At 47.4% G+C, this 14,516-nt stretch carries 15 protein-coding genes; 8 read left to right on the top strand and 7 right to left on the bottom strand.

Annotated elements, in window-relative coordinates; translation table 11 throughout:
- Positions 1-24 precede the first annotated feature (24 nt).
- Together bamA and B5M13_RS26105 are read right to left on the bottom strand one after the other, a co-directional pair.
- Positions 25-2,574 carry an outer membrane protein assembly factor BamA gene (gene bamA, locus B5M13_RS26110; RefSeq protein ID WP_245860102.1) on the bottom strand — a complete coding sequence of 850 codons (2,550 nt, stop codon included), beginning with the start codon at positions 2,572-2,574 and terminating at the stop codon, positions 25-27.
- Between the two features lie 183 nt (positions 2,575-2,757).
- Positions 2,758-3,495: an isoprenyl transferase gene (locus B5M13_RS26105; RefSeq protein ID WP_080058467.1), complete on the bottom strand. Its 738-nt coding sequence runs from the start codon at positions 3,493-3,495 to the stop codon at positions 2,758-2,760.
- A gap of 318 nt (positions 3,496-3,813) precedes the next feature.
- On the opposite strand from B5M13_RS26105, the gene B5M13_RS26100 reads away from it, so the two are divergent.
- The 3 genes from B5M13_RS26100 to B5M13_RS33745 all read left to right on the top strand — a co-directional run bounded on the left by B5M13_RS26100 (position 3,814) and on the right by B5M13_RS33745 (position 5,029).
- Positions 3,814-4,131 carry a hypothetical protein gene (locus B5M13_RS26100; protein WP_080058466.1) on the top strand — a complete coding sequence of 106 codons (318 nt, stop codon included), beginning with the start codon at positions 3,814-3,816 and terminating at the stop codon, positions 4,129-4,131.
- A gap of 209 nt (positions 4,132-4,340) precedes the next feature.
- Positions 4,341-4,784, top strand: coding sequence for a cold-shock protein (locus B5M13_RS26095; RefSeq protein ID WP_080058465.1), 444 nt, complete (start codon positions 4,341-4,343; stop codon positions 4,782-4,784).
- Positions 4,785-4,858: 74 nt separating this feature from the next.
- A complete protein-coding gene (locus tag B5M13_RS33745) occupies positions 4,859-5,029 on the top strand; it encodes a hypothetical protein (protein ID WP_170061194.1) in 171 nt (56 codons plus the stop codon).
- 182 nt (positions 5,030-5,211) lie between these two features.
- Here the strand turns inward: B5M13_RS33745 and B5M13_RS26090 are convergent, their stop codons facing one another.
- Complete coding sequence (locus tag B5M13_RS26090; RefSeq protein ID WP_020594869.1) at positions 5,212-5,403, bottom strand: cold-shock protein; 192 nt, start codon at positions 5,401-5,403, stop codon at positions 5,212-5,214.
- Between the two features lie 324 nt (positions 5,404-5,727).
- Between B5M13_RS26090 and B5M13_RS26085 the strand changes: the two genes are divergently transcribed.
- From B5M13_RS26085 to B5M13_RS26070, 4 genes are all read left to right on the top strand, one after another.
- Positions 5,728-6,681 carry a fasciclin domain-containing protein gene (locus B5M13_RS26085; protein WP_080058464.1) on the top strand — a complete coding sequence of 318 codons (954 nt, stop codon included), beginning with the start codon at positions 5,728-5,730 and terminating at the stop codon, positions 6,679-6,681.
- Positions 6,682-6,807: 126 nt separating this feature from the next.
- Positions 6,808-7,692, top strand: a complete 885-nt coding sequence (locus B5M13_RS26080; RefSeq protein ID WP_245859504.1) for an FKBP-type peptidyl-prolyl cis-trans isomerase — start codon at positions 6,808-6,810, stop codon at positions 7,690-7,692.
- Positions 7,693-7,727: 35 nt separating this feature from the next.
- Positions 7,728-8,672 (top strand): FKBP-type peptidyl-prolyl cis-trans isomerase, encoded by a 945-nt coding sequence (locus B5M13_RS26075; RefSeq protein ID WP_080058462.1) that lies wholly within the window; start codon positions 7,728-7,730, stop codon positions 8,670-8,672.
- A gap of 147 nt (positions 8,673-8,819) precedes the next feature.
- The gene (locus B5M13_RS26070; protein ID WP_080058461.1) at positions 8,820-10,088 is read left to right on the top strand and encodes an SGNH/GDSL hydrolase family protein; all 1,269 of its coding nucleotides are present in this window, start codon (positions 8,820-8,822) and stop codon (positions 10,086-10,088) included.
- 12 nt (positions 10,089-10,100) lie between these two features.
- Here the strand turns inward: B5M13_RS26070 and B5M13_RS26065 are convergent, their stop codons facing one another.
- The 3 genes from B5M13_RS26065 to B5M13_RS26055 all read right to left on the bottom strand — a co-directional run bounded on the left by B5M13_RS26065 (position 10,101) and on the right by B5M13_RS26055 (position 12,019).
- Positions 10,101-10,880, bottom strand: coding sequence for a 3-hydroxyacyl-CoA dehydrogenase (locus B5M13_RS26065; RefSeq protein ID WP_080058460.1), 780 nt, complete (start codon positions 10,878-10,880; stop codon positions 10,101-10,103).
- Between the two features lie 35 nt (positions 10,881-10,915).
- On the bottom strand, positions 10,916-11,605 hold the full coding sequence (locus B5M13_RS26060) for a YjjG family noncanonical pyrimidine nucleotidase (RefSeq protein ID WP_080060085.1): 690 nt from the start codon (positions 11,603-11,605) through the stop codon (positions 10,916-10,918).
- 108 nt (positions 11,606-11,713) lie between these two features.
- On the bottom strand, positions 11,714-12,019 hold the full coding sequence (locus B5M13_RS26055) for a (2Fe-2S) ferredoxin domain-containing protein (protein WP_080058459.1): 306 nt from the start codon (positions 12,017-12,019) through the stop codon (positions 11,714-11,716).
- A 241-nt stretch (positions 12,020-12,260) separates the two neighbouring features.
- Between B5M13_RS26055 and B5M13_RS26050 the strand changes: the two genes are divergently transcribed.
- Entirely contained in the window at positions 12,261-12,809 is a 549-nt protein-coding gene (locus tag B5M13_RS26050) for an RNA polymerase sigma factor (RefSeq protein ID WP_080058458.1), read from the top strand.
- 93 nt (positions 12,810-12,902) lie between these two features.
- Here the strand turns inward: B5M13_RS26050 and B5M13_RS26045 are convergent, their stop codons facing one another.
- Positions 12,903-14,363 carry a Gfo/Idh/MocA family protein gene (locus B5M13_RS26045; RefSeq protein WP_080058457.1) on the bottom strand — a complete coding sequence of 487 codons (1,461 nt, stop codon included), beginning with the start codon at positions 14,361-14,363 and terminating at the stop codon, positions 12,903-12,905.
- Positions 14,364-14,516 lie beyond the last annotated feature (153 nt).

Here is a 14,516-nt window from a genome sequence, read left to right as displayed (position 1 = left end):
TTTAACGTCAATTCTTCTAAAATCTTATCTGATTTGCTGCCCAATCGTAAAGTGGAACTGCCCCGATGCCTTGTCTTTAACGCCCGGTATCTTATCGAAACCGTAGCCGTAGTCAATACCAATCAGACCGAAAGCAGGCATGAAAATACGAGCACCGAAGCCCATTGACCGCTTCAGATCGAACGGATTATATTGTTTGTAGCTAGCCCAGTTATTTCCGGCTTCCAGGAAGGTCAGTACAAAAATGGTTGCCGACGGGTTCAGCGATACGGGGTAGCGAAGTTCAGCAACGAATTTGTTATACACAACACCGCCCTGACTGCGGGAGGTCTGATCAACTGCACGGTCATAATCAGCTGTATATACACTACGATCATCATACCCACGAAGACCGATAATGTCCTGCGCCAGTGCAAACTGGCCCTGGCCAGCCAGACCTGAACCACCTAATACAAATCGTTCGAAAGGACCGATAGAGGTGCGTTTGTTATAGCTTCCCAGGAAGCCCAGGTGAGCACGTGTATTCAGGACCAGTTTGCCGAACACAGTTTGGAACCAGCTCGCATCAAACATCCATTTGTGGTATTCGACAAACTTATATTTATCTCTTGGTGCTTCTGCCGCAGTTGTTGTGCGCCATGCTGAATATGGGGGAGTAAACGAACCGCTCAGCGTGAACGAAGAACCGTTTCTTGGGAACTGTGGATTGTCGATGCTATTGCGCGACAATGTTGTGTTGAATGTAATGTTATTTGAAATACCATCCTTATAACCAATATAGAACAGGTCAAGGTTATTCAGGTCATATCGTTGATAAGACAGGGAGTTTGTCAGGGAGAAATAATCATCGGGTATCTTCAACTGACGTCCTAGCCCAATCGTAATAGCTGTGTTTGTATATGAACCTGTTGGCGTACGGCCTTGTAAACTCTGATAGATACTGTATGGGTTGAGTGGGTCGTAGAATGTACGGTACACCGTATGACTGGCACTTACTGAAAAAGCGTTTGGTTTGCGTCCACCTAACCAGGGTTCGGTAAACGACAACGAATACACCTGATACTGGCTACCATTGGCCTGGAAGCGCAACTGAACTCGTTGACCATCGCCAGCTGGTAGAGGTTTCCAGGCACTGAAGTTCGGGATATTGCGGGCCGAGAAGTTGTTGAAGGTCAGGCCGAGGGTTCCGACGAAACCAACGTAACCACCCCAACCACCCGACAATTCAATCTGATCAGAAGGCTTTTCTTCAACGGAGTATTCAATATCGACCGTTCCGTCGCTCTGGGGCACGGGGTTGATACCAATTTTTTCGGGGTCAAAATATCCGAGTGTAGCTAATTCACGTTGTGTACGAATCAGGGCTGTTTTCGAGAATTTCTGACCAGGTAGCGTTCGAATGGTACGCATGACCACATGGTCGCTGGTTTTGGTATTTCCATTCAGAATTACCTTATTGATAGTAGCTTGTTTTCCTTCGAAAATTCGGATTTCAAGGTCAATAGAATCACCTTCAATGGCTCGTTCGATAGGCTGGGCGTTGTAATACAGATAGCCCAAATCCATGTACTGCGAACTCAAATCCTGCCCTGGATTTCCGTTCAGGCGCTTCTCCAGATCTTCCGGATTATAGATATCTCCTTTGGTGATACCGAGTACCTGACGGAGCTGATCGGCCGTGTAGAGGTAATTACCCGAAAAATCGATTTTGCGATAGTAATACTGGTGACCTTCATTCAGCTTCATGTTGATGCTAATGGTGCGTCCTCCGTTATTGATTACGGTATCGTGTTCGATGGCGGCATCCCGGTAGCCGAGCTTGTTATAGTATTCCAGCAGCTTTTGCTTATCCTCTTCGTACTTTTTGGGGATAAATTTCGAGGGAGAGAATAGTCGGCCGAAGCGCATTTCTTTGGTACTCTTCATCTTCATCCGCACAGCATCTTCGTCAACCTCGTCCAGTCCTTCGAAATTAATTTTGGCAATTTTTATTTTCTGACCTTTGTCGACGGATACCCGCATGGTTGCATTGTTCCGCGTGCTATCAGGGATAGTCGTGATTTTAACTTTTGTATTCAGATACCCCTTGTCGACGAAGTACTTACGGACGGCTAATTGGGTATTCTTCGTAATTGTATTTGTTACAATTTTACCCAGATTAAGCTTGATTTTATCTTTCAGGTTGTCCTGCTCCCCTTTTTTGACACCAATGAAATTGACCCGGTAAAGACGGGGGCGTTCCTGAACGCGGAACATGAGTGAGATCTTTTCACCATTAACATTGGTTGCGAACAACTCCACATTGTCGAGCAGTCCCGATTCCATCAGCTTACGTACCGATGAACCAACTGCTTCGCCTGGAATTCGGATTTTGTCACCCATTTTCAGGCCCGCCAGCGATACCAAAGAGTTGGGGTCGAGGTAGCGGGTGCCTGTTACGGTCAAACCAACAATTTCATACTCTTTAGGGTTAGCGTAATTGAGCAGATCATTACTTTCAGCGGGTGCAGACGGAGTGTCGCGACCTACACCTACGCGTACCTGAGCCTGAAGCTGAGCGGGTAGCAGGCTCATGAGCAGACAAACGGCTCCCAATATGACTTTTATACGGTGTTCCAAGTTGGTATTCACGTTAAGTGAATGGATAATGTAAAATAAATAATGAGAACTCATCAGGGGATGGTATTCATTTTACATTATTCATTCATTATATTGATTAGATTCCAATTAGCCCTACAGGGTTGGAGCTCAGGTAGTTTATTTTACCAATTGCTCACTGATTTTACCAAACCGGCGCTCGCGTTGCTGATAGTTCACAATCGCTTCGTGCAGGTGAATTTTCCGGAAATCGGGCCAGAGTACGTCAGGCATATATAGTTCCGCATACGCCAGTTGCCAAAGCATAAAGTTGCTGATACGCATCTCGCCACTGGTTCGGATCATCAGTTCCGGGTCGGGGATGTCACCCGTTGTCAGACGGTGGCTAAATGCCGTCTCGTCAATCTGCTCAGGGGTCAATTTGCCATCCCGAACATCTTCAGCCAGTTTTTTAGCGGCCTCCACTATATCCCAACGACCGCTGTAGCTTAGGGCCAGAATAAGTGTTAATCCCGTATTCTGACTGGTTTCGCGGATTGCTTCGGCCAGTTCACGTCGGCAGTCGGTTGGCAGGCTGTCGGTATTACCGATGGTTGCCAGCCGAACATTATTGTTCATCAGTGTTTTTATTTCATCCCGAATGGTATGGACCAGGAGCGTCATGAGTGCGTCTACTTCGAACTTCGGACGATTCCAGTTTTCGGTGGAAAACGCATAGAGGGTAAGGTATTTTACGCCCAGTTCGGCGCATCCTTCCGTAACTTCACGCACAGCCTTGATGGCACTGCGATGACCAAATACCCGGGCTGCTCCCTGCCGTTTTGCCCAGCGTCCATTTCCATCCATGATAACGGCTATGTGCTGGGGCAGATTGCTCGGGTTAATATGTTCCTTCATCCCAAGTGGGGCGTTTTAACAAGAATTAAGATATATGCCTTTAGATCGCCAATGTTCGACTGCCTAGTCTGCAAAGTTACTAAATTCTATCAGATCAAAAGAATAGAGATGAATCAGGCATCAGCGTCTTAACTTATTTTAATACATCAGACCAGAAAATCTTTGGGCATTACCGATCCTGGGTGGTTCTAGTCTAATAATAATTCGTTTACATTCTGATTAATTTACATACCTTTAGAGAAAAATAGTTGTTTATCGACTACTTCTCCTTCTACTCCCTTTGAGTTGAGGTCTAGCACGTCCTTTAGCCATCAACTCATGGAGTTTTTTATCCCGTTTGCGGCTAGCGAAGCCCAAACTCAGCGTATCCTAAAACGAATAAGCGACAATTTACGAGGCTACGGTTATCAATTGAACCAGGGCTTTTTCTATCAGGTCAGTTATGCCTTTGAGGGAGCTTTGGTGTCAGATACGGTTGGAGAAGCGTCCAGTCAGAATAAAGAAATCGTACTGGCGATCTTCAGACAGCCTGAAGAATACCTGATTTGTACCTATAGCCGGGGAGTGACCTGGGGTAAACCAATGGTTGCCCATAGTAACGATATCCAGCTTGTTACAGCCTTCAATAGTGAATGACTCACATAAGTTTCCGGCGTGTCAACCTGGAGCCCGAAGTAATGAATTAATTTATTTGCCTGGTAACCAGATACTTATCTATTTATTTGAACTGGCTGGTTTTCCATTTAAATGTACAGAGAAATTGATTCATTTTTCGAAATCATTCTACAGACTGGTTCGCCTTCGGCGAAGTTTAACGTTAATATTCAGTACTATAAATCCCCTATATGAGCACATCCAAAGAAACATTTAATAAACGAGAGAAAGAAAAAGCAAGACAAAAGAAGAAACTGCAAAAGCAAGAAAAGCGGGAAGACAGGAAATCTAACCTCAGTAAAGGCAAGAGTTTAGATCAAATGCTAGCGTATGTCGATGAAAATGGTAATTTATCATCGACGCCCCCCATCTACAAGCCATCTCAATCAAAGGGGGATGGGGCCACTGATGGTCAACAAAATCAGGTAGCAAAGGAAAGTATTCGGGAGGGAGTTTTGACTCGTTTTGATCCTGTAAAAGGGTACGGGTTTATTCGGGATAAACAAAGCCGGCAAAGTGTGTTTGTTCATCAGAATGAATTGATCGAGCCAATCAGCGAAAATGATCGCGTTATTTTCGAAATAAAGACTACGCCTAAAGGGGCGAGTGCTATTCAGGTAAAAAAACAGATATAGGCCAAGGCTTATAGCAATAGGGAGCGAATAGCCTTCTTTTTGTGAATTCAGTGTTAACGAATGTCTGACTTATCATGAGAGAACAGTCAAAATTAACGGCCAGAGAACGGCAGGAAGTGGCACGCCAGCAGGCTGAAGCCGCTAAAAAACCCTATTTGGTGAGAGGTATGCCCAAAACAGTGCTGTATCTGAGCGACGAACAGGCAACGAAACGATTCGATCTGATTCCTCAATTTGGTCGGTAAATCGGTGCCGTGTCAGCTTGCTAGCTTAAGCGAAGAGAGGGTGTCGTTGATTTAAGAGCGTTATAGAGCGACTATTTTAGTCTGTGGTTTCAGGTAGAGCCGCTGATTCGCTGTAAAATACGAAAAGCACACCCGCAAGGTGTGCTTTTCGTATGACTCACTACGTAACGTATATCGTACAATTAAGCTCGTTCGACATCGACAGCATTCAAGCCTTTCTTTCCCTGCTCGACGCTGAATTTTACTTTGTCGTTTTCACGGATAAGATCAATGACACCCGAAGCGTGTACAAAAATATCAGCGCTACCGTCATCAGGTTTAATGAAGCCAAACCCTTTGGTCTCATTGAAGAATTTTACAGTTCCTGTTTGCATTTTGTTATAATTTGACACGAAGTACGCAATTATTAATGGAAATTCCAAGCAGCTGTTCTTAGCGCTGTACGATTATTTTATTGATTTTCAGATATTATCCTATCTGTATCGGTTTGTATTGTTCTATTGAAAGATACGGATGGTATGTAGTTGACAGCGATCAGATTACAAAATGATAGAAGCCTGAACCTAGTCGACATCTGCTATTCACTGGGTTACTCGTTCATTCTTTCGCAGTTTGTTGGGTATCTTTGTGCCCGCAGAAAACATAAAGTAGGGCGGTACGTTGTTTGGGTACGAACCTATTTTTTTCCATCCATTATAATGAACACTTCGTTTTCGATGTCGCTACGTCGTCTTTCGGTGTTTGTCCTCCTGCTGGCCACATTTGGCTGTCAGAAACGTGACGACGCCGTTGCAGAACCGCAAACCATAACCGACCGACTTCTGGAAGATAGTCAGTTTGGATTATTACGGGCGGCTGTTGCGTATGCGGGAGTTAGTGATGCCCTCAAAGACGGGAATATGACCTTGTTTGCACCGACCGATGCTGCTTTCCAGGCGTCGGGGATTACAGCCGAATCGATTCGGGCTATGACCCCGGCTCAGGTGCGGGCACTTGTCTTATATCATGTATTATATGGTCAGGTTGCTATCAGTGCTATTCCTTCCGGCGCTAATTCGGTAGAAATGGCCAGTAAAGGCATTGCGTTCGTGAACAAATCGACCGATGGGTCCGTATCGATCAACAACGCTAAACTGACTCAGACCACGATCACAGTAGCTAATGGGTATATACATACCATTGATCGGGTGTTGGTTCCGGCTACGGGTACTATGCTGGCCGCTATCCAGAATAATCCGAATCTGACCTACCTGGCAACAGCCCTTAAGCGAGTTAGTACGAGTAGCCCAGCGCTGGTCGATATGCTAACGAGCACAACGGCCACCAATGGAGTGACCGTATTCGCGCCAACCGATGCCGCTTTTATGATGGACAAAGTATATAATACAAAAACTGCGATTGAATCGGCCAATGTGCAGACCCTGACCAATACGTTATTGTATCATGTTATACCGGGAGCGGTATTTTCTAATCAGCTTCAGTCGGGGACGTATAATACCCTGCTAAGCGGCAGTAAGCTGATCGTAACAGTAGGAGCAGGGCAGATTACGGTGAAAGGTGCCAAGAATGCCACCCTGTCGAGTGTAAAGCAGGCTGATGTTCTCACCAATAACGGTATCATTCATTTGATCGATCAGGTATTGTTGCCGTAGTCGGCTTACTGTAAACAGTTAATCGAAAACTTTTAATCCATTTCCCAACGTTTTGCCACGTTTGTGGGTCAATTAACGTAGTTCTTATATTGTATCGTGTTGATGCCTAACGTTCAGTTACTTATTTTGAGCCTATTAGCAATCGTAGGGTTGGCTTCCTGCTCAGACAGTTCCGTAGATCCTACAGATACGTCGAATCTGGAAGTTATCCGAAGTTATCTGGATACACAGCCACTGTCGTTCTCGGCAACGGGGAGTGGATTGTATTTCGTGACTACCAAAGCAAGTTCATCCACGGTGGTTCCGGCTTTTGGTGAAGAGCTTGAGTTAAACTATACCTTATCGGTCCTGACGCGTAGTACCAGTAACACCAATGTTATAGTAGCCGAAGTTGTCGATGCGGCCTATGATACAACATCGACCTTTTTTCCCTTTTTCGATGGTTCGCTAAAGGCCGGTTTGCAGGAGGGCATTCTGAAAATGCACGAAGGAGAAAGTGCTGCCATGCTGATGCCCGCCAGCCTGGCGTTCAAGAGTGTAGGGTCGACCGATGGGAAAGTGGCGGCAAATTCGCCCGTTCGGTACGATGTAACGCTCGTTCGGGCGCGAACGGAAGATCAGCAGATTGCGGAATACATTGCCGCCAATAACCTGACGGTGACCACCACGACGACAAACGGGGTGCGCGTGATTCGAACGACTGCCAATCCTACCGGCGACGCAGTGAGTGGTAAAACCGTAATAACCACAACGGCTATAGTGAAGCAGCTTCGGGCAAAAACGGCGGTTGACTTCGATACGACAGGGGCTAATGTAAAGAACCTGAGTGGGTTTACCGAGGGACTGAGCCAGTTGCGCGTGGGCGAATCGGCTATACTTATTTTTCCATCGGCCAGGGGGTATGCAGCAACTGGTAATAAAGCAACCACACCTACTGATGGAACGTATCTATATCGGGTGGCTCCTTATACACCATTAGTATATACGGTTACGGTGGTTTCGGCCAAGTAAACTAAGATCAACAACGATTATCAATTCAATTTTTCATGCGTACATTACCTTTCTTCTTTTTTGGCCTTCTAGTTAGCTTCGGACTAACTTCCTGCTCGAATAGCGTGGTCGATCCAGGCCAGGACCCTAGCACGATTTACCAGGCTAACATGGCTGATATTAAGACGTATACATCTCTTAAAGGCCTAACCGGTACTACCAGCAATACTGGTCTTTTCTTTGCTCCGCTGAAAGTAAATGCAACAGGACTGACGGCGACTTATGGGACAGAAATAGAGTTTAATTATCGGCTTTACGCCTTGTATGGGCCTAGTAATTCGAGTGGGGCTGTTACGGTTACAGATCGCCTGCTGGATTCAACCTACATTAGCACACCTATGTATCGGTATTTATATCAGGGGGTACTGCTACCGGGCCTGGAAGAGGGGCTGTTGAAAATGCATGAAGGCGATCAGGCTGTGATGATTATGCCGTCGGTTTTGGCATTTGGGAATGGGTCGACCTCCGATCTCCCGGCCAACTCGCCTGTTCGGTTTGATGTAAGACTCAGTCGGGTGCGCACTGAAGATCAGCAGATGGACGAATACCTGACAACCCAGAAAATGACGCCAACCGAGGTGACATCAACGGGCTTACGTTTTATCAAAACACAGTCGAACCCTACCGGCCTAACGCCAGGACCTACGCAAACGCTGATTATAAAGTATAGGGGCCAATTGCTTCGAGCTACGTCGAACCTGAAACTGGGGACCGCCTTTGATAGTACCGGTACCGGTACCCTCGCATCGACCGCTACCCAATTTATACCTGGTTTTTCGGAAGGATTATCAAAACTGAAGGTTGGCGAAAAAGCAACGATTGTATTTGCCTCGAAGTTGGGGTATGCCGATAAGGGCGTAACAAATTCGAGTACGGCAAGTTATATAATACCGCCTTATGCCCCATTGCGGTTTGATATAGAACTGGTTTCTGTGCAATAAACAATGCAGTATGCTATTTCTTAGAGCGACTTGCGGATTCCGTGAGTCGCTTTTTATAAAAGCGCAGGGAGTTTTGTTGCATTCCTGAGTAGGGTGTCGCTCATTGTGGCCTTCTGAAAATACGATCAACCTGGAAATCTTTTCGACATGGTAAAAACGGCTTCTTTTTATACGCTGTTGCTTACGCTGCTTGGCATTGCCTGCGTAAGTGTAGCTCAGCCCGATACGCTGGTGAGGGCTCAAGAGTGCAGACCGCGTAGTGGCCTGCCTTATTTCTTTCAAAAAGTCAGAACCGGGCAACCTGTCAAAATAGCCTATCTGGGAGGGAGTATTACTGAAGCAGGAGGAGGCTGGCGGGAACAATCACTGAAGTGGTTTCAACAGCAATATCCGAAATCCGGCATCGAACAGATTGCGGCCGGCATTGGCGGTACAGGATCTGATCTAGGTGTTTTCCGGCTAAAAGATCAGGTTCTGGCCTATAAACCTGACCTGGTTTTTGTGGAATTTGCCGTGAATGACAATGGCAAAAAGCCTATGCCAATTGCCGTAGCGATGGAAGGTATTGTTCGGCAAATCTGGCGAGCCAATCCGCAAACGGATATCTGTTTTGTGTACACGTTATCGGCAACTATGGCTCCTACGTTGGCAAAAGGCTATTTCCCGTTATCGGCTTCGGTAATGGAAACGATTGCCGGTCACTACGAAATTCCGTCCATTCATATGGGGCTGGAAGTTGTGCAATTGGCCGAAAAGGGCGAACTGGTTTTCAGTGGGAAGCCCGACGAGTATCCTGGTAAACTGGTTTTTTCGGCCGATAATGTGCATCCGTATCCGCAAACGGGGCATCGACTCTATACCGAAGCGTTGATCCGGTCGTTTGGTGTATTGGATAAAACCGCCACAAAACCGCGAGGGCAACTTAAAGGGCCTCTCTATCCAAACAACTGGGAGAACGCACAAATGGTGAGTGCAGAACGGGCTACGCGGTCGCCGGGATGGCAGGTAATTACGCCAGCTACTGATTCGGTAGCCCGAAAGCTCTCAAACCGCTTTACGTTTTTGTTGAAGGCGGCTAATCCTGGTGAACAACTGAAAGTCCGTTTCCGGGGTACTCATTTCGGTATTTATGACGTGATGGGGCCGGGTTGCGGTCAGTACCGGGTGGTAGTTGATGGGCAGGAACCCATATTGTTCCCTCGGTTCGACAGTTTTTGCACGTATTACCGATCCAACTACATTCTGCTGCCACCGCTTCCTGATAGTGTGCACACCATCGAACTTACTGTTGATTCGCAAACGCTGGACAAAGCCGCTATTTTAAAACAACGAAATCAAGTGATTTCAGATCCAGCACAATATGCCCCTAAAAATTGCTACGTCGGGCAGTTACTCATCATTGGAGAGGTGTTGTAAAACGATGAATCGTTATTTGGGTGCCATTCGTATAGCACCGTCCAGTCGGATCACTTCACCATTGAGCATCGGATTTTCGATAATGCTCTTGGCCAGCATGGCATATTCTCCAGGCCGACCCAGCCGGGATGGGAACGGCACCTGCTGACCTAAAGATAGACGTGCTTCTTCGGGTAGGCCGGCGAGCAAAGGTGTTTCGAATAAACCAGGAGCAATGGTCATGACCCGAATGCCGGAACGAGCCAGATCGCGGGCAATGGGTAAGGTCATTCCGACAATGCCACCTTTTGAGGCCGAATAAGCGGCCTGGCCGATCTGCCCGTCATAAGCCGCTACTGAAGCCGTATTGATAATGATGCCACGCTCGCCTTCTTCGTTGGGGGCATTTGACTCCATAGCCAGGGCCACCAGCCGAATAACATTGAAGGTGCCAATCAGATTGACGGAAATAACTTTTTGAAAAGCCGCCAGCGAGTGCGCACCATACACGCCATCGACTTTGCCAACCGTTTTGCGGGCTTCGGCTACACCAGCGCAGTTGACATTGATATGCAAACCACCAAACGTTGCAATGGCCAGATTGACTGCTGCCTGTACATCAGCCTCATCGGTAACATTGGTTCGATGAAAACGCACCTGCGCCCCCAGTTCGTCAGTCAGCGCTTGCCCTCGAGTATCGTTCAGGTCGAGAACAACCACATTGGCTCCGTTGGCAACCAGCATGCGCGTAGTGGCTTCGCCTAAACCGGAAGCTCCTCCCGAAACGATAGCTGTTTTATTTTTTAGGTTCATTGATAGGTTGGAGTATAGGGTTAACCATAAACATATTATAGAATAGCCCTGAGTTCATTCCAGTGGCGAATCTCGTAGGTCGGTTTATCGGCAACAGACATGCCTTCCGGGTTATAGAATAGCGTGTCGATACCCACACTTTTAGCTCCCAGAATATCGGCCTCGTAGTTATCGCCAATCATCAGACTCTCGGCGGCTGTTGTGCCACTGATCGCCATCGCGTACTCAAATACCCTTGGATCAGGCTTTTTGGCGTTGGCTTTCTCACTCGTAATTACGTTCACGAAATAGTGAGCAATATCGGAACTGTTCATCTTGATTGCCTGAATTTCGGCGAACCCGTTGGTGATAATGTGCATCACATACCGGCCATGCAGGTAGTCCAGAATATCGCGGGCCGATTCCAATAGATGTGGTTTGTAAGGAAGCAATTTCAGGTATTCGGCATTCAGATCGACCTGGATAGCCGACTCGTCAATACCCAATGCGCGAAATACCATCGGAAATCGGTGCTGCCGGATATAACTGTGCTCGATCAGGTTTTTGTCGTAGTCGGCCCATAGCTTTCGGTTCACGGCAATAAAGTGCCGACTAAATTCCGATGCCGATTCAATACCCAGATCGGCCAGTCGGAAGGTTTCAAAAAGCTCAATGATACACTCGGCTGAGTTCCGGTCGAAATCCCACAAGGTATGATCGAGGTCGAAAAACAGGTGTTTGTACATAGGGCGTGGTTTTCTGTTTACGGCTTTTGGTATACAGTTTTCGATGAGCTGACGCACGTAAACCTGATGGGTTAGGAACAGCGAATCGTACACCAAAAGCCGCAAACGTTAAAAGTCCAGCTTCAATCGTTCGACGGGCTGATTGTTTACCAGATGGCTGTCAACAATTTCATCGACATCAGAAAGTTGTACATTACCATAATACGTACCTTCGGGGTATACGACCAGACTGGGGCCGAAGGCGCAGGCATCAAGGCAGCCGGTTCGCTGGGCCCGCATCTCTTTCAGTAATCCGCGTTCGGCCAGAGCGGCTTTGAACGCATCGACTAATTCATTCCCATGTGCTTCGCCACACGACTTCTTGGGGGCAGGCTTCTGGTTATTACAAATGAAAACGTGCTTCTTGTATTTCATAAAGTCAGATTGAATGCAGGTTCAAAGGTACAAACGAACCGCATGGCAATCCTACTCCCGTTCTGGGAAAGGGCAGAAAAGAGTGGTGGATAACCACAAAGAAAAATAATTAAACTTAATTCTGAACAAAATGTTAGTTGCCCATAGTATTCCAGGGATAAAGCTTCCGACGAACTGCCAACGCTGCCGTAATGCCCCAAGGACTATTTAATTAATATGAACAACTTTTCTCTACATCCATATGAAAATCCCTATTGCGCTCCCGCGGAAACAGGGATTATTGGGCCAGTCGGAAACCGATAATCAACTAACGTTTTCAATGATCTATGACCGATACGCAGCTGCATTACTGGGTGTAATCCATAAAATTATTCCAGAAAAAGCAGAAGCCGTTTCGTTGCTGGAGACAACGTTTAGCAGAGTCCGTTCGGAGCTACCTCAATTTAAGCCGACGAAACAACCCTTATTTATATGGCTCCTGCAAATAGCCCGCTGTACAGCTCTGGAGGCCCTTAAGGAACGGTCTACCGCGCCCAGACCAACACTTCAATTAACTGAAACCGGGCAGGTAGTTCGTCCGATGTGGGGCGAAAGTAAGGCAGCGGTCCTGGACGAATATCCAGCAATTGTTTTTGCTGAAACACAGCAAAAACAATTGCTGGATATGGTTTTATTTAAAAACTGCACGCCCGAAGAAGCCGCTCGTTCGCTGGGTATACCTGTCGAAACGGTTCGGCAACAGTTACGGCTGGCTATGCAACAGGTACGGAATACAGCGAAGGCATCATAGCGTTCAGTTACGAATCTATGATGCCTTCAAAATATTGGCCAAAATCCAATTGACCCGGTGGGGCTACTCAGAAAGTTAGTTACGCATAAGTCATTACGATTTCTTCGCTGCCGTTTTTGACGAAGCCGTTACAGACGGTTTCTTTTTTCCTGATGCGGGGGCCGATGGATTCTTCTGCGTCATCGTAACCGGGTCCCAATACACCACTTTTTGTTCGAAATAGCTTTCGTTACAGGCCAGTACAGGAGCCGCTGCCCGGAAGCCGAATACTGGATCTTCGACTGTACCCTGACTACCTTTACGAACGTTTTCGAAGAAGTTGCCGAAGTGTTTGGCGTGAGCGTCATCGTCTTTCGGAGCGGTAAACTTCACTTCTTTTACCGGCTCAGCGGTGCGCGTATCGGGCGGATATTTGGCGTCGTACTGTTTGACAAATTCCTGCTGAACGGGTTCCGTAAAGGTAAAGAAGCTATCGTAGTTGCCGTAGCCGGGTGCAATGGGCAACTTCTTCTTGGTCATAATGAGATTATCTTCCGAAAACTCGATCTGACCTTCGTTGCCGATGATGCGTGTAACATTACTGATTTTACCCGCGTTGGCGAAGTTTACCCGGAGTACCATCTGAAATGCCTCGTGCTGGTCGGTTTTGGGGTAATCCATGATGCAAGACATCACGTCGGGTACGTCGCGACCATCTTTCCAGTAGGCCAGGTTGCCCGACGAGAAAATCCGGGTTGGCCCCAGCGTGTTGGTCACGAAGTGAACCCCGGTAATGAGGTGGATGAACAGATCGCCCGCAACGCCCGTACCGTAATCCTTATAGTTTCGCCAGCGGAAGAACCGGGTGGCATCGAACGGACGCTTGGGTGCGTCGCCCAGGAATCGGTCCCAGTCGACGGTTTGGGGCGAGGCATCGGGTGGAATCGAGTAGTTCCAGGCACCTATGGCGTTGAAACGGTCGCTGTTCGATTCAATGTAATTGATGGCCCCAATTTCACCCGCTTCGACCAGTCGTTTGGCTTCCTGAAAGGCGGCACTGCTGATGCGCTGGCTACCGACCTGCATGGTCTTACCCGATTTTTTCCAGGCATCAATCACGGCTTTGCCTTCATTCAGGTGCTGGACCATCGGCTTCTCGCAGTACACATGTTTACCGGCTTTCAAGGCGGCTATGGTAATATGGTCGTGCCAGTGGTCGGGGGTTACAACCAGCACCGCATCAACATCGGGACGGGCCAGAATTTCGCGGTAATCGCGGGTTGTAAACAGCGTATTATCCTTGCCGTATTCGGTTTTAGCGTGCTCAAGCCGACCCGTATATAGATCAGCAACCCCAACCAGTTCAATGTCTGGGTTACGTAGGGCCGCTCGTGTGTCGAAATTACCCTGAATACCCATTCCGATGGTTGCAATCCGAATTTTATCGTTCGGACTAACTTTCATCAGATTGGGGATGTATGCAGGAGCGCCGAATGGCTTGGCAAGCCCCTCCGTTGCGACAATTGCCGAAGCCGCTGACAGGGTCCTGATAAACGTGCGTCTGTTGGATTGCATAGAGTTGAGAGGTTTCTATACAAAGCCGCCGGGCGTTTCGATTTACCCGACCCATAGGAGGCAGACCCAGCAGACTGACTAATTTTTTAATGGATTGTTAAAGTCGTTTTTAGGTCATCCTAATCTAACCGACTCAAGTTTGCAGGGCAGGCG

This window comes from Spirosoma aerolatum, assembly GCF_002056795.1.
Classification (GTDB): domain Bacteria; phylum Bacteroidota; class Bacteroidia; order Cytophagales; family Spirosomataceae; genus Spirosoma; species Spirosoma aerolatum.
This window is presented reverse-complemented; position numbering and strand designations above follow the sequence as displayed.